This is a genomic window from Paracoccus sp. FO-3, from assembly GCF_006386455.1.
Taxonomy (GTDB): Bacteria; Pseudomonadota; Alphaproteobacteria; order Rhodobacterales; family Rhodobacteraceae; genus Paracoccus; species Paracoccus versutus.
In genome coordinates this window covers 38665-52796 of the sequence record NZ_VCBQ01000009.1, presented here as the reverse complement: position 1 = coordinate 52796, position 14132 = coordinate 38665, and the positions used below count along the sequence as shown (strand labels likewise).

General features: G+C 69.3%; 12 protein-coding genes, 1 tRNA gene and 2 pseudogenes. 7 read left to right on the top strand and 8 right to left on the bottom strand.

Features of this window, described 5'->3' with window-relative positions; genetic code table 11:
- Window positions 1-62: 62 nt before the first annotated feature.
- Entirely contained in the window at window positions 63-1097 is a 1035-nt protein-coding gene (locus FE811_RS04085; protein ID WP_116221849.1) for an AbrB family transcriptional regulator, read from the top strand.
- A gap of 44 nt (window positions 1098-1141) precedes the next feature.
- Entirely contained in the window at window positions 1142-1705 is a 564-nt protein-coding gene (locus tag FE811_RS04080) for a HutD family protein (RefSeq protein ID WP_116221850.1), read from the top strand.
- Here the strand turns inward: FE811_RS04080 and FE811_RS04075 are convergent.
- The 3 genes from FE811_RS04075 to FE811_RS04065 form a co-directional block, all read right to left on the bottom strand.
- Window positions 1702-3477: a monovalent cation:proton antiporter-2 (CPA2) family protein gene (locus FE811_RS04075; protein WP_114535186.1), complete on the bottom strand. Its 1776-nt coding sequence runs from the start codon at window positions 3475-3477 to the stop codon at window positions 1702-1704. The genes FE811_RS04080 and FE811_RS04075 overlap by 4 nt on opposite strands.
- Before the next feature lie 70 nt (window positions 3478-3547).
- On the bottom strand, window positions 3548-4567 hold the full coding sequence (locus FE811_RS04070) for an LLM class flavin-dependent oxidoreductase (RefSeq protein WP_116221851.1): 1020 nt from the start codon (window positions 4565-4567) through the stop codon (window positions 3548-3550).
- Complete coding sequence (locus FE811_RS04065) at window positions 4564-5538, bottom strand: LysR family transcriptional regulator (protein ID WP_036749926.1); 975 nt, start codon at window positions 5536-5538, stop codon at window positions 4564-4566. Before FE811_RS04065 ends, FE811_RS04070 begins: the two co-directional genes overlap by 4 nt.
- 108 nt (window positions 5539-5646) lie before the next feature.
- On the opposite strand from FE811_RS04065, the gene FE811_RS04060 reads away from it, so the two are divergent.
- Both FE811_RS04060 and FE811_RS04055 read left to right on the top strand, forming a co-directional pair.
- Entirely contained in the window at window positions 5647-6591 is a 945-nt protein-coding gene (locus FE811_RS04060) for a ring-cleaving dioxygenase (RefSeq protein WP_116221852.1), read from the top strand.
- A 151-nt stretch (window positions 6592-6742) separates the two neighbouring features.
- Window positions 6743-7147 carry a DUF1801 domain-containing protein gene (locus tag FE811_RS04055; RefSeq protein ID WP_116221853.1) on the top strand — a complete coding sequence of 135 codons (405 nt, stop codon included), beginning with the start codon at window positions 6743-6745 and terminating at the stop codon, window positions 7145-7147.
- A 30-nt stretch (window positions 7148-7177) separates the two neighbouring features.
- Here FE811_RS04055 and FE811_RS04050 read toward each other — a convergent pair whose 3' ends face one another.
- The 4 genes from FE811_RS04050 to trpA all read right to left on the bottom strand — a co-directional run bounded on the left by FE811_RS04050 (window position 7178) and on the right by trpA (window position 11085).
- Window positions 7178-7771: an NADPH-dependent FMN reductase gene (locus tag FE811_RS04050; protein WP_116222414.1), complete on the bottom strand. Its 594-nt coding sequence runs from the start codon at window positions 7769-7771 to the stop codon at window positions 7178-7180.
- A 244-nt stretch (window positions 7772-8015) separates the two neighbouring features.
- Complete coding sequence (locus FE811_RS04045) at window positions 8016-9545, bottom strand: VOC family protein (RefSeq protein ID WP_116221854.1); 1530 nt, start codon at window positions 9543-9545, stop codon at window positions 8016-8018.
- A gap of 11 nt (window positions 9546-9556) precedes the next feature.
- Window positions 9557-10174 carry a glutathione S-transferase family protein gene (locus FE811_RS04040; protein ID WP_116221855.1) on the bottom strand — a complete coding sequence of 206 codons (618 nt, stop codon included), beginning with the start codon at window positions 10172-10174 and terminating at the stop codon, window positions 9557-9559.
- Between the two features lie 113 nt (window positions 10175-10287).
- Window positions 10288-11085, bottom strand: a complete 798-nt coding sequence (gene trpA, locus FE811_RS04035; RefSeq protein ID WP_116221856.1) for a tryptophan synthase subunit alpha — start codon at window positions 11083-11085, stop codon at window positions 10288-10290.
- A gap of 126 nt (window positions 11086-11211) precedes the next feature.
- Between trpA and ychF the strand changes: the two genes are divergently transcribed.
- From ychF to FE811_RS04020, 3 genes and pseudogenes are all read left to right on the top strand, one after another.
- The gene (gene ychF, locus FE811_RS04030; RefSeq protein ID WP_036749941.1) at window positions 11212-12309 is read left to right on the top strand and encodes a redox-regulated ATPase YchF; all 1098 of its coding nucleotides are present in this window, start codon (window positions 11212-11214) and stop codon (window positions 12307-12309) included.
- A 421-nt stretch (window positions 12310-12730) separates the two neighbouring features.
- A tRNA-Ser gene (locus FE811_RS04025) sits at window positions 12731-12820 on the top strand.
- A gap of 398 nt (window positions 12821-13218) precedes the next feature.
- Window positions 13219-13662 (top strand): annotated as a pseudogene (locus FE811_RS04020) (hypothetical protein); the annotation flags it as partial.
- 261 nt (window positions 13663-13923) lie between these two features.
- Here the strand turns inward: FE811_RS04020 and FE811_RS04015 are convergent.
- Window positions 13924-14130: pseudogene (locus FE811_RS04015) on the bottom strand (addiction module antidote protein); the annotation flags it as partial.
- Window positions 14131-14132 lie beyond the last annotated feature (2 nt).

Below are 14132 nucleotides of genomic sequence, written 5' to 3'. Positions count from 1 at the left end.
CGGCGGGCCGTGCCAATTCGGCCCGCCGGCCCCTGGCCGCCGGATACCTGCCGGGAAAGACGATGAGCCTGCTGAACCGCCGCCTCCTGACCTTTGCGCTGGCCGCCCTGGGCGGCGCGGCCTTTCTGCTGTTGCACCTGCCGCTGCCCATGCTGCTGGGGCCGATGCTGGCCTGCCTGGTCGCGGCGCTGGCCGGCGCGCCTTTGGCCGGGGCCGGGCAGTTCGGCATCTTCATGCGCACCATCCTGGGGGTGGCGGTCGGCGCCTCGATCACGCCCGGCGTGCTGGCGGAACTGCCGGACGTGGCGGCCTCGCTGCTGTTCGTGCCGGGCTTCATCGGGGTGATCGCGCTGGTCGGCTATCCCTTGTTCCGCCGCGCCTTCGGCTTCGACCACGCCACGGCCTGGTATGGCGCCATGCCCGGCGGCTTGCAGGACATGCTGGTCTTTGGCGAAGAGGCGGGCGGCGATGTCCGCGCGCTGTCGCTGATCCATGCGACGCGGGTGCTGGTGATCGTCACGGTCGCGCCGCTGATCCTGACCGGCTGGTGGGGCGTGGACCTGTCGCAGCCGCCCGGCGCGCCGATGCGCACGACCGGCGCGGCCGAGATCGCGCTGATGGTCGCCGCCGGGCTGGTCGGCTGGAAGGGGGGCGAGCGGCTGGGCATCTTCGGCGCCTCGATCCTGGGGCCGATGGTGCTGACGGCGGCGCTGTCGCTGTCGGGCCTGATCACCCAGCGCCCGCCGGCCGAGATGATCCAGGCCGCGCAATTCTTCATCGGCATCGCCGTCGGGGTGAAATATGCCGGCATCACCCTGCGCGAGTTGCGCCTGCATGTGACGGCCGGGCTGGTCTATGCGCTGCTCTTGGCGGGGATCAGCCTGGTCTTCATCGAGGGGATCATGCACCTGGGGCTGGCGCCGGGGCTCGACGCCTTCCTGGCCTTCCTGCCGGGCGGGCAGGCCGAGATGGTGGTGATCGCGCTGATCGCCGGGGCGGACATGGCCTATGTCGTCAGCCACCACCTGCTGCGCATGGTCATCGTGATCGTGCTGGGTCCGGTGGTGGGCAAGGTGCTGGGCCGCCGCCGGGGCTGAGGCAACCGCGGCCCCGAGGGGCCGGAACCAAGGGGAGGAACCGCATGAGCCATCGCATCCTGAAAGCCGCCGACCATCGCCGCATGCCGTGGAAGAACGGCCGCGGCGAGACGGTCGAGATCGCCGTCCACCCCGCGGGCGCGGGCCTTGCCGATTTCGGCTGGCGCGTCAGCATGGCCGGCGTGACCGAGGACGGCGATTTCTCGATCTTCCCGCAGATCGACCGCACGCTGGCGGTGCTGATCGGCGCGGGGATCGCGTTGCAGGTGCAGGGGCAGCCCGCCCAGCGGCTGACGCCGGAGAGCGCGCCGCTGGCATTCCCGGCGGATGTGCCGACCTCGGCGCGGCTGCTGGCGGGGCCGATCACCGACCTGAACGTGATGACCCGGCGCGGCGCCTTCACCCACCGGCTGGCGCGGCTGACCCAGGCGGCCGAGGGCGCGCCCGGCTGGCGGCTGTTGCTGGCGACCGCGCCGGTGGTGCTGGATTTCGCCGGCGGGACCGTGGCGCTGGACCAGCTCGATGCGCTGTTCTGCGAAGAGCCGGAGGCCGCGCTGCCGGTCGGTCCCGCGCCGGATGTCTGGCTGATCGAGATCGCCCGCGCCTAGTCCCGACGATTGCCGAGCAGCAGGTCGCGGCCGGCGAAGATGCCGCCGACGCATTCCATCTCGAAGCGCTCCATGTCGCGGCCGCGGATCTCGGCCATGACCTCGTCGACCTCGTCGGGGTCGTCGCCAAGCTGCAGCAGCGCCTCGCGGCCCAGGGCGAAGGCGCTTTCCAGCGTCTCGCGCAGTTGGTAGTCGGCGCCGGCCTCGACCAGTTCGCGCGCATGTTCGCGGTCGAAGGCGCGGGCGATGACCGGGACCAGCGGGAATTCGTGCTTGGCCAGCTCGACGATGCGGGTGGTGGCCTGCCTGTCGCCGGGCACGGCGACGATCAGGCTGGCATTGCCGGCGCCGGCGGCGTGCAGGATGTCCAGCCGCGCCCCGTCGCCATACCAGACCTTGAAGCCGAACTCGTCGGCGTCGCGGATGGTCTGCGGATCGCTTTCGACGATCGAGATGGAATGGCCGCGCGCGATCAGCGGCTGGCTGACGATCTGGCCCATGCGGCCGAAACCGATCATCAGCACCCGCGCTTGCAGCCCCTGCGCCGCCTCGACCCCGTCGAGCGAGGGGGCGGGCTTGGGCGCCAGCCGGTCGTGCAGGATGATCAGCAGCGGCGTCAGCACCATCGAGACGATGACGATGGCGGTCAGGATGGCATTGTCCTGGCCGCTGATGATGCCGAACTGCATGGCGCTGGAATAAAGCACAAAGGCGAACTCGCCGCCCTGCGCCATCAGCACCGCGCGCTCCAGCGCCTCGGCCCGGCTCGCGCGCAGCACCCGGCCGACGGCATAGATCACCAGCATCTTCAAGAGCATGTAGGCCGGCACGCAGATCGCGATCAGCGCCCAGTTGGCGGCGATGACGGTCAGGTCCAGCGCCATGCCGACGCCCAGGAAGAACAGGCCCAGCAGCAGGCCGCGGAACGGCTCGACATCGGCCTCGAGCTGGTGGCGGAAGCTGGATTCGGACAAGAGCACCCCGGCCAGGAAGGCGCCCATCGCCATGGACAGCCCGCCCCATTGCATCAGCAGCCCCGCGCCCAGCACCACCAGCAGCGCGGCGGCGGTCATCACCTCGCGCCCGCCGAAGCGCGCCAGCAGGCCGAACATCGGGTTCAGCAGATAGCGCCCGGCCGCGACCAGCGCGGCGATGCAGCCCAGCCCGATGGCGATGCCGGCCAGGCGCTGGGGCAAGGTCACTTCCTCGCCGCCCGGCGCCAGGAAGGCGACCAGCGCCAGCAGCGGCACGATGGCCAGATCCTCGAACAGCAGGATGGCGATGATGCGCCGGCCCTTGGGCAGGGCGATTTCGCCCCGCTCGGCCAGCATCTGCATGACGATGGCGGTCGAGGTCAGCACGAAGCCGGTCCCCGACACGAAGCTGGCGGCGACCGGAAAACCCAGCGCCAGCCCGACGCAGGTCAGCGCCGCGATGGCCAGCAGCACCTGGGCAAAGCCCAGCACGAAGATCTCGCCCCGCATCGCCCAAAGCCGCGAGGGCTGCATCTCCAGCCCGATCACGAACAGGAACAGCACCACGCCCAGCTCGGCCACATGGATGATCGCCTGCGGGTCGTCGAAGAAGCCCAGGCCGAAGGGCCCGATCGCCAGCCCCGCCGCCAGATAGCCCAGCACCGAGCCCAGCCCCAGCTTGCGAAACAGCGGCACCGCCAGCACCGCGGCCGCCAGCAGCACGACCACCCCCACAAGCGGCATCCCGCCGCCGCCATGCCCCGCCGCCTCGGCGGCGGCCGTCATCTCTGTCGCCATCCGGTCCCCGTTCGCGCTGGTTTCCGGGGGTAAGCCTATACCCGGCGCCCCCGATCACAAAGCGCCGCGCTCAGCGCCAGCCAAGCGCCGGGGCGACATGGGCCAGAACTGCCTCGATCACATGCAGGTTGTAATCGACGCCCAGCTGGTTCGGCACGGTCAGCAGCAGCGTGTCGGCCTCGGCGATGGCCTCGTCCTCGCGCAGATCCTCGACCAGCCGGTCGGGCTCGCCGGTATAGCCGCGGCCGAAGATCGAGCGGGTCTCCTCGATGAAGCCGATCTGGTCGGCCTCCTTGCCGCCATGGCCGAAATACATCCGGTCGCGGTCGTCCATCAGCGGAAAGATCGAGCGGCTGACCGAGACGCGCGGCTCGCGCTCATGCCCCGCCGCCGCCCATGCCTCGCGATAGGCGCGGATCTGCTCGGCCTGCTGGACGTGGAAGGGCTTGCCGTTCTCGTCGGTCTTGAGCGTCGAGCTTTGCAGGTGCATGCCCAGCTGCGCCGCCCAGCGGGCGGTGTCGTTCGAGGCCGCGCCCCACCAGATTCGCTGGCGCAGGCCGGGCGAATGCGGCTCGATCCGCAGCAGGCCGGGCGGGTTGGGGAACATCGGCCGCGGGTTCGGCCGCGCGAAGCCATGCCCCTCGATCACGTTCAGGAACACCTCGGCATGGCGCCGCGCCATGTCGGCGTCGCTTTCGCCCTCGGCCGGGGAGTAGCCGAAATAGCGCCAGCCCTCGATCACCTGCTCGGGCGAGCCGCGCGAGATGCCCAGCTGCAGCCGCCCTTGCGAAATCAGGTCGGCGGCGCCGGCATCCTCGGCCATATACAGCGGGTTTTCATAGCGCATGTCGATGACGGCGGTGCCGATCTCGATACGGCTGGTGCGCGCGCCCACCGCCGCCAGCAGCGGAAAGGGCGAAGCCAGCTGGCGGGCGTAGTGATGGACGCGGAAATAGGCGCCGTCCGCGCCCAGCTGCTCGGCGGCGACGGCCAGCTCGATGGATTGCAGCAGCGTGTCCAGGGCGCTGCGGGTGTGCGAGGCGGGCTCGTCCGACCAATGGCCGAAGGACAGGAAACCGATCTTCTTCACGGGACCACCTTTGGGATTGCGGGTTCCTGGGATATGGGATCGCTGCGGCCCCCACCCCAGCCCGCCTGCCACGAGGGCTGGCGCAATTCCGCCGCCACATGGTCGATGAAGCGGCGCAGCTTGGCGGGCATGGGCAGGACCGGCGGCCAGACCGCGACGATGGGCAGCGGCCTGGTGCCAAAGCCGGGCAGCACCCGTTCCAGCCGCCCGTCGGCCAGCGCCGGCGCGACGATGAAGCCGGGCAGGATGGCCAGCCCCAGCCCCTCGACGGCCATGTCGCGGATCGCCTCGCCATTGTTCATCGACAGCCGCCCCTGCACCAGCGGCGAGACGAAGCGGTCGCGGTCCTGGAACTGCCACAGCTGGCTGTTGGGCAGGTGGCTGTAGCCGATCACCTCATGCTCGCGCAGGTCGGCCAGGGTTTGCGGCCGGCCCTTGCGGTCCAGATAGGCGGGGCTGGCGCAGGCGACGCTGGCGTCCTCGCACAGCTTGCGCTGCATCAGCGCCTTGTCGCGCATCTTGCCGATGCGGATGCCGATGTCGAAGCCCTCGCGCGCCAGGTCGCGGCTGCGGTCGTCGTAGTCGACGCTGATCTCCAGCTCGGGGTTCTGGGCGGCGAAGCGGGCGATGATCGGCCCCAGGTGCAGCACGCCAAAGCTCATCGGCGCGGCGACGGACAGGCTGCCGCGCAGGGGCGCCAGCCCGTCCATGTCCCAGGCGGTGCTTTCGGCCGCCGCGACCAGTTCGGCCAGCGCGGGACGCAGCCGCTCGGCCAGGCGCAGCGCCGCCTCGGTCGGGGTGATGCGCCCGGCATTGCGGCGAAACAGGGCGGCGCCCAACGTCGCCTCCAGGTCGGTGATCCGCTTGCTGACCACCGATTTCGACAGGTTCAGCCGCGCGGCGGCGGCGGTGACGGTGCCCAGTTCCATCACCGTCAGGAAGGTTTCCAGGTCGTTCAGGTCATAGCGCATGGCCCGAGCTTACCCGTTCGTCGGCGCCGAACACAAGGTTCGCAGCCGGCGCCGTGGCGCAAAAGCCGCCCATGGCCGATATTGGTGCCGACAGAAAGGAGGCCCATCATGGAGCTGACCGGAATTCACCACCTGACGGCGATCACCGCCGATGCGCCCGGCAACAAGCGGTTCTATACCGACACGCTGGGGCTGCGGCTGGTCAAGAAGACCGTCAACCAGGACGACACCAGCGCCTATCATCTGTTCTATGCCGACGGGCTGGCACGGCCTGGCACCGACCTGACCTTTTTCGACTGGCCGGCGGCGCGGGAACGGCGCGGGACGCATTCGATCAGCCGCACCGGGCTGCGGGTCGCGGGCGACAGCCTGGACTATTGGGCCGGGCGGCTTCAGGACCGCGGCCTGACCGTGGGGCAGATCGCCCGGATCGACACCCGCGCCAGCCTCGATTTCGAAGACCCCGAGGGCCAGCGTTTCCGCCTGGCCGAGGACGCCGCCGATGCCGTGGCCGCGCCCTGGGAAAAAAGCCCGGTGCCGGCGCAGCACCAGATCCACGGGCTGGGGCCGATCACCATCTCGGTGCCGGAACTGGCCCCGACCGAGGCGGTGCTGACCCATGTCATGGCCATGCGCAAGGTCCGCGACTATGCCAGCCCCGACGGGCACGGCACCGTCCATGTCTACGAAATGGGACAGGGCGGCCCTGCGGCCGAGCTGCATGTGGCGGTCCAGCCCGACCTGCCGGTGGCGCGCCAGGGTGCGGGCGGGGTGCATCACGTCGCCTTCCGCGTGCCCGACAAGCCGGCGATCCACGCCTGGGCCGCCCGGCTTTCCGAGATGCGGGTGCCCAATTCGGGCGAGGTCGAGCGCTATTATTTCCGCTCGCTCTATTTCCGCGAGCCGGGGGGCAACCTGTTCGAGATCGCCAGCGACGATCCCGGCTTCGCCGTGGACGAGCCGCTGGAGAGCCTGGGCGAGACGCTGTCCCTGCCGCCTTTCCTGGAAGGGCAGCGCGCACAGATCGAGGCGCGGCTGAAGCCGCTGGACTGAACCCTGCCGAACCGAACGAAAGGCCGCCGGATCGCTTCGGCGGCCTTTTTCTTGCGCGCAAGAATCCGCCCGCGGCCTTCGGGCCTGTTGCCGCATCGGGGGTTTCGCCCCATGCTCTGCTGCGCGACAGGACGAAAGGGAGCGATACCCCATGAGCCAGCCGGAAACGGACAAGCCCGCCTCGGAACTGATCGACGCACGGATCAAGGAGCTGGGCGACTGGCGCGGCGAGACCTTGGCGCGGCTGCGCGCCCTGATCCACGAGGCCGATCCCGAGGTGGTCGAGGAATGGAAATGGCGCGGCGTGCCGGTCTGGTCGCATGACGGCATCCTCTGCACCGGCGAGACCTACAAGCAGGTGGTCAAGATGACCTTCGCCAAGGGCGCGGCGCTCGAGGATCCGGCGGGCCTGTTCAACGCCAGCCTGGAAGGCAACACCCGCCGCGCCATCGACCTGCGCGAGGGCGAGCGGATCGACGCCGAGGCGCTGAAGGCGCTGATCCGCGCCGCCGTGGCGCTGAACACGGCCAGCAAGAAAAAGGGGCGGTCGAAGTGACCGCCCCGTGAACTGATTAACAAGATAATATCAGGCGGTCTTGGCGCGCTGCGCCATGGTCGCCTCGGCCCACCAATGCAGCTCGTCCAGCATGGCCTCCAGCGCGGGCAGCAGGTTCGCCTCGACCTCGGCCATCTCGCCATTGGCGCCCAGGGGCGAGACCTTGAAGAAATCGCCGCCGCCCAGATGCACGGCGTTGCGCAGCGGCACCATCTGCAATTCGACGGCGATGCCGCGCAGATGCTCGATGGCGCGGGCGGCGCCGACGCCCCCATAGCCCATGGCCGCCGCCGGCTTGCGGTTCCATTCCTTGTAGGCCTGATCCAGCGCATTCTTCAGCGAGCCGCTGACCGAGTGGTTGTATTCCGAGGTCAGGAAGACATAGCCGTCGAACTCGGCCAGCTTCTGCTGCCATTTCACCGCGCGCGCATCCTGCGACGGCACCCAGAGGTTCGAGGCGACCTCGTCGAACAGCGGCAGGTCGTAGTCGCGCAGGTCCACCAGCTCGAAGCTCATGTCCTCGCGCTTCCGGGCGTTTTCCAGCAGCCAGGCGGCGGGCTTGTCGGCAAAGCGCGCCGCGCGGGTCGAGCCGATGATGATGGCGATATGCGGTTTCCGGGTCATGGTCTGGTCCTTCGTCATGGTTTGGCGGGCCGGACGCGGCCCTTCTGGTTGAATGTCGTGGCCTCAAATTGGGCCCTGCGAGGCTTTCGGACAAGCCAACCGAAATCGGAAGCGGCGTTCGGAAATCGGAAACAGGCCGCGCCGGAAGGAAGCAGGCGGGCTTCGCGACCCGCCTGTCCATCTTCTCTGTTCCACAAATACCCATGCGGCAGCGCGGACGGGCGCCGCGCTGCCGGCCTGGGCGTCAGTCGCGGCCCAGCCATTCGCCGGCCAGCGACACGTCCTCGGGCCGCAACTCGTGCCCCGCATCGACGGTCCGCGCCTCCAGCGCCGCGCCGCCGCCCTGCAAGGCGCGCTCCAGCGCCGGGGCCATGCGGGCAAAGGGATCGCGGGCGCCGGTCAGCATCAGCACCCGGCTGCCGGCCAGGGCCTGCGCGTCCAGCGCCGGCGGCGCCTCCAGCACCTGCACGGCGCGGATCAGCACCGCGCGCCCGATCAGGCCGGGATGCAGCTGCAGCACCGCGCCCAGCAGGTTCGCGCCGTTGGAATAACCCAGGTAGACCAGCGCCTCGGGGTCCAGGCCATAGGCCCGCGCGGCTTCGTCGATGAAGCCGGCAAAGGCCTCGGCCTCGGCCCGGACATCCGCCTGATCGTAGGTCACCGCGTCATAGCGGCGGAACCAGCGGTTGATCCCCTCTTCGGTCGAGCGGCCGCGGACGCCCAGCAGCGTGGCGCGGGGCGCGATGCGATGGGCCAGCGGCATCAGATCGGTTTCGTTGCCGCCGGTGCCATGCAGCAGCACGATGGTGCTGCCGTCCGGGTTTTCCGGCCGGTGGAAGCGGTGGATGAAATGCAGATCGCGCATCGGGCTCCTTTCCTCGCCCGGCAGGGCGAATTGCGGCAGGATCACGCGCAGGTCGTCGGCGCGGGCCGCGTCATCGGGCGGGACGAACAGCGTTCGGCCCAGATCCTCGGGCGTCTCGTCCAGGGTGAAGCCGGGCGCGTCGGTGGCATATTCCAGCAGCGTCCCCGCCGGCTCGCGCACATAAAGCGACAGGAAATATTTCCGGTCATGCACGCTGGTTGCATCGGTATCCTGCAACGCCAGCCGCATCCGGCGCAGCGCATCGGCATCCGGCGCGCGAAAGGCGACGTGGTCCAGGATGCCGGTGCCGGGAATGCCCGGAAAGAAGCCGGTGGCGTCGCGGATGTCGACGACATCCGTGTCTGAGGCCATGCGCTGCACCGCGCCCTCGGCCGTGCCGGGGCGATAGCCGAAGCGGGTCAGAAAATCGCGCGTCGCCGCAGGCTGCTCGGTCAGGATGGTGACGCCGCGCAGCCGCGTCGGCGCGATCGGGTCGGGCAGGGGGGCCGTGGCAGGCAGGTCCGCCCCCACCAGCTTGACGATCACGCCGTCGGGGTCTTTCAGCCGCAGCACGGTTTCGCCCCGCTCGCGCAGCGGCCCCTCGACCGGCACGCGGGCGGTCATGGCGCGGGTCAGCCAGTCGCCGATGCTGTCGGGCGGCACGGCCAGCGCGATCTCGGCGACCTGGCCATGGCCGACCCGGCCCCTTGCCCCGTCCTCCCACACCAGGAAGGTGACGAGCGAGCCGGGCGAGCCGAGCGCGTCGCCATAGAACAGGTGCAATTGCTCGGCATCCTCGAAGCCGCCGGTGCGCTTGACCAGGCGCAGGCCCAGGAAGCCGGCGTAGAAATCGACATTGGCCTGGACCCGGCGGGTGATGCCGGTGACGTGATGGATGCCACTGGGCATGGCTTTCCCCTTTATGCGCCCTCTTCGCGGGCCAGGACGGTCTGCACGGCCGGATCGGCCGCGATGCGGTCATGCAGGGCCTGCACATTGGCCCAGCCCTGGGTGCCCTCGGGCAGCAGCTTCCCGGCCCAACGCAGCATCGGAAAGGCATAGGCGTCGATCACCGAGCGGCGGCCCAGGATCCAGTCGCGGCCGTCCAGATGCGCGTCCAGCAGCGCCAGCCGCTTGCGGACCAGCTTGCGCGCGGCCTCTTGCACCGCTTCGCGGTCGGCCTCATCGCGGCGGGTGGTATAGCGCTGCGGCGTGAACAGCGGGAAGAAGGCCGGATGCAGGTCGCCGGTGAAGAAGCTCGACCAGCGGTCGAGTTCCGCCTGCGCCCGCAACTCGTCGCCGCCGGCCAGGTCGGCCTCGGGATGCTTGCGGGCCAGGTGGTGCAGGATCGCGCCCGCCTGGGTCAGGATCCAGCCGTCATCCTCGCGCAGCACAGGCACGGCGCCGGCCGGGTTCACCGCCATCAGTTCCGCCGAGCCGAATTCGACCGCCACCGCCTCGTAGGGCGCTTGGGTCCATTCCAGCACGATATGGGGCGCGAGCGAGCAGGCGCCGGCATGGTAGAACAGGGTGGGCATGGGATCCTCCGTCTTGCGATGCGTCCAAGATAGCGTCGCGCCGCGTTTCCCCAACCGGCAAAGGCTGGAACGCGGCGTTCTGCATCATCGAACGCGCCGGGGCGGGGATCGGTTCAGGCGCTATGCGCGCCCTTGGCCAGGTCCGCGACGAAGGACAGGATCTCGGGCACCGGGCGGCCCTCGCCGATCAGCTTGACGATGGCCGAGCCCACCACGCAGCCGTCGGCCACGCCCGCCACCGCCTGCGCAGCCTCGGGCGTCGAGATGCCGAAGCCGACCACGACCGGCAGCCCGGCGCTGGCGCGGATCCGGGCGACCTCGGGCGCGACCTCGGCCGCGTTCGCCGCGGGGCCGCCGGTGATGCCTGTGACCGAGACGTAATAGACGAAGCCGCTGGTGTTCTGCACCACGGCGGGCAGGCGCCGGTCGTCGGTGGTCGGCGTCGCCAGGCGGATGAAGTTCAGCCCGGCCTCGCGCGCCGGCAGGCACAGCTCGGCATCTTCCTCGGGCGGCAGGTCCACCACGATCAGCCCGTCCACCCCGGCCTCGACCGCCTCGGCGATAAAGCGGTCCACGCCGCCCTTGCGGGCATAGATCGGGTTGTAATAGCCCATCAGCACGATGGGCGTGGCGTCGTCCTGGGCGCGAAAGGCGCGCACCATGTCCAGCACGCGGGTCACGCTGCCGCCCGCCGCCAGCGCGCGCTGGCCCGCCGCCTGGATCGTGGCGCCGTCCGCCATCGGGTCGGTGAAGGGCATGCCCAGCTCGATGATGTCCACTCCCGCGCCGGGCAGGCCGCGCATGATCTGCAGCGAGGTGTCGAAATCCGGGTCGCAGCCCATCATATAGGCGACGAAGGCCTTGCCGCCGGTTTCGGCCAGCCGCGCGAAAGTGTCGTCGATTCTGCTCATGCGCCCCGTTCCCTCATGGTCCGCCCAGCCCTAGCCCGGCTTGAGGGGCAAGATCAACGGCCCGCCACTGGACTTGCGCGTCATCGCCCCATAATAAGCGCGGAAATCCGGGAAAAGGGGTGCATCATGGGCTTTCGCATGGGGATCGTCGGCCTGCCGAACGTGGGCAAATCGACGCTGTTCAACGCGCTGACGAAAACCGCCGCCGCGCAGGCCGCGAACTTTCCCTTCTGCACCATCGAGCCGAACGTGGGCGAGGTCGCCGTGCCCGATCCGCGGCTGGACAGGCTGGCCGAGATCGCGGGGTCCAAGCAGATCATCCCGACCCGCATCACCTTCGTCGACATCGCCGGCCTGGTGAAGGGCGCCAGCAAGGGCGAGGGGCTGGGCAACCAGTTCCTGGCCAATATCCGCGAGGTCGATGCCATCGCCCATGTGCTGCGCTGCTTCGAGGATGGCGACGTCACCCATGTCGAGGGCCGCGTCGACCCCATCGCCGACGCCGAGACCATCGAGACCGAGCTGATGATCGCCGACCTGGAATCCGTCGAGCGCCGGCTGGCCAATATCCAGCGCAAGCTGAAGGGCGGCGACAAGGAGGCGGTGGCGCAGGAAAAGCTGCTGAAAGCCGCGCAGGCGGCGCTGGAATCCGGCCGCCCCGCCCGCACCGTCGAGGTCGCGGACGAGGATCGCAAGGCCTGGGACATGCTGCAACTGCTGACCGCCAAGCCGGTGCTGTTCGTCTGCAACGTCGAAGAGGACAAGGCCGCCAGCGGCAACAGCCAGTCCGAGCGCGTGGCCCGGATGGCGGCCGAACAGGGCGCCGGCCATGTGGTGATTTCCGCCAAGATCGAGGAGGAGATCAGCCAGCTTCCGCCCGAGGAGGCCGGCATGTTCCTCGAGGAGATGGGCCTGCACGAGGCTGGCCTGGATCGCCTGATCCGCGAGGGCTACAAGCTGCTGGGCCTCGATACCTATTTCACCGTCGGCCCCAAGGAGGCGCGCGCCTGGACCATCCACAAGGGCACGCTGGCCCCGCAGGCGGCGGGCGTGATCCACGGCGATTTCGAGCGCGGCTTCATCCGCGCCGAGACCATCGCCTATGACGACTATGTCACCTGCAAGGGCGAGGCCGGCGCGCGCGAGGCCGGCAAGTTCCGCGTCGAGGGCAAGTCCTATGTGGTGCAGGACGGCGACGTGCTGCATTTCCTGTTCAACGCCTGACCGGCAGCCTTGTCCTCACCTTCCGCGTCGCATCCTGGCCGCGGGTATGGCCGGGCGCATCGTCCTTCTGCTCCCGAGGCGGAGGATGCAGGGCCTTGGCGCGGGCTGCCGGGGCCGCGCCGGTCTGCAGGCTGACGCCCCGCCCTGTCTCGCACCTTTTCCCGGACCGCGCCGGCCTGCTGGCGGCGCCGATCGCCCTCGCCGGCCTGCACCGGGTTTTGCTCGCGGCCCGGCGCCTGGCCCCGACCGTCCGGGCGGGGCGGATTTGGTCGACCGGAGCGACGGACGCATCGCCTCCGCGGCCCGTGCGGCAGGGCACCCGGCGCCGTTCGCGGCCCGCTGCGGAGAATTTTGCGTGAAACGCCCCTTCCATGCGATTTGCCCTTGTTTTTCCCGCCTCTGCCCTGCTAGACCGCGCGGCGGAGACGTGGCCGAGTGGTCGAAGGCACACCCCTGCTAAGGGTGCAGGCGGGAAACCGCCTCGAGGGTTCGAATCCCTTCGTCTCCGCCACACTCAGATACTGAATCCGACCAAGGGCCCCGATTGGGGCCTTTTTTCTTTTTGTTTCAAAGGGCGTTGGTAGGGCCATCCGCCCTTCGGAGACTGGGCGCTTGACGCGGAATGGGTCTCCGAATGGCCTGCGTCTCTCTTCGAGCGCCCCTCGACGGCCACGGGACGGCGTAAAACATCTTTGCATTTCCAATGGGTTGCCGCGTTCATGGGGTCGTCCCGTTCGCGAGACAATCCGGTGGCGGAGACTGACATGAAGGCGCAGGGCGGTCAGAAGGACGGCTCCGTGGCGGCCGATCACCAGGCCTTGGCGCTGGTGCATGGGGCCGGCGATAGCAGCGAGATCCCTGCCGGAAGTCTCTGATGACAAACAGACTTCGTGCCCATAGCCTGGCGCAATGTCGAACGGGCCCTGGACGGATCAAGAGAACGACCTGATCGTCGCGGATTACTTCGCGATGCTGGCCGACGACATCTCCGGGCGCCGCTACAGCAAGGCCGAGCATCGCCGCGCACTCCTCCTGCTGCTGAACGACCGGTCCGAGGGGTCCGTCGAGTTCAAGCACCAGAATATCAGCGCGGTGCTGAAGGGGCTCGGCGAGGACTGGATCCCCGGTTACAAGCCCGCGTTCAACTTCCAGATTACCCTGGTGGATGCCGTGGCGCGGTGGCTGGCGCTGAATCCGGCCTGGCTCGGGCGCGAACCTGGCCTGCAACCCGCAGGCGGTTTGCGCGAGGCGGCGCAGATCAGGGTGGGGCCGCCGCCGACGCTGTCGAACCAGCCGCCGCCGCAGGAGCTGGAGCAGATGCTGCACATCGCCCGCAAGTTCGACGTGGCGGCCAATGTTCTGACGCCGCTTGTTGATCAGATCGACACGCAGCAAGCCGAAATCGCATTGGTCGCAGACAAGCTCCGGTCCGTGTTTCGACGCCATCGGATACTGGCCCGCGGCGGCCAGGCTGTCGAACTCACCCGGGTCGGGGACAACATGGCAACTCTGTTTGTTCCGGGGAAAGGCAGCATCGACATCAAGGGCGAGAACCGCATTGATGTCAAGCGCTGCCACCACCTTCAGGACGGTGCTGAACTCGGGATTGCCCTTCTCGCTCAAGGCGCGGTAGAGGCTTTCGCGCGACAGCCCGGCATCCTCGGCGATCTGCTTCATGCCCTTGGCGCGCGCGACCACGCCCAGCGCATCCGCGATGAACGCCCCATCCCCGGTTGCCAGGGCATCGGACAGGTAGCCCGCAATCGCCTCGTCGTTGTCGAGGTATTCGGCCGGGTCAAAGGCCGTGGTTTCCAGTGCCATGC

Excerpts from the sequence above, each read along its gene's own strand:
- FE811_RS04075 (WP_114535186.1), bottom strand. The coding sequence starts at position 3,477 with ATGGCGACAGAGATGACGGCCGCCGCCGAGGCGGCGGGGCATGGCGGC.
- FE811_RS04045 (WP_116221854.1), bottom strand. The coding sequence starts at position 9,545 with ATGCCCAGTGGCATCCATCACGTCACCGGCATCACCCGCCGGGTCCAG.
- trpA (WP_116221856.1), bottom strand. The coding sequence starts at position 11,085 with ATGAGCAGAATCGACGACACTTTCGCGCGGCTGGCCGAAACCGGCGGC.
- FE811_RS04050 (WP_116222414.1), bottom strand. The coding sequence starts at position 7,771 with ATGACCCGGAAACCGCATATCGCCATCATCATCGGCTCGACCCGCGCG.
- FE811_RS04085 (WP_116221849.1), top strand. The coding sequence starts at position 63 with ATGAGCCTGCTGAACCGCCGCCTCCTGACCTTTGCGCTGGCCGCCCTG.
- FE811_RS04080 (WP_116221850.1), top strand. The coding sequence starts at position 1,142 with ATGAGCCATCGCATCCTGAAAGCCGCCGACCATCGCCGCATGCCGTGG.
- FE811_RS04060 (WP_116221852.1), top strand. The coding sequence starts at position 5,647 with ATGGAGCTGACCGGAATTCACCACCTGACGGCGATCACCGCCGATGCG.
- FE811_RS04055 (WP_116221853.1), top strand. The coding sequence starts at position 6,743 with ATGAGCCAGCCGGAAACGGACAAGCCCGCCTCGGAACTGATCGACGCA.
- FE811_RS04040 (WP_116221855.1), bottom strand. The coding sequence starts at position 10,174 with ATGCCCACCCTGTTCTACCATGCCGGCGCCTGCTCGCTCGCGCCCCAT.
- ychF (WP_036749941.1), top strand. The coding sequence starts at position 11,212 with ATGGGCTTTCGCATGGGGATCGTCGGCCTGCCGAACGTGGGCAAATCG.
- FE811_RS04065 (WP_036749926.1), bottom strand. The coding sequence starts at position 5,538 with ATGCGCTATGACCTGAACGACCTGGAAACCTTCCTGACGGTGATGGAA.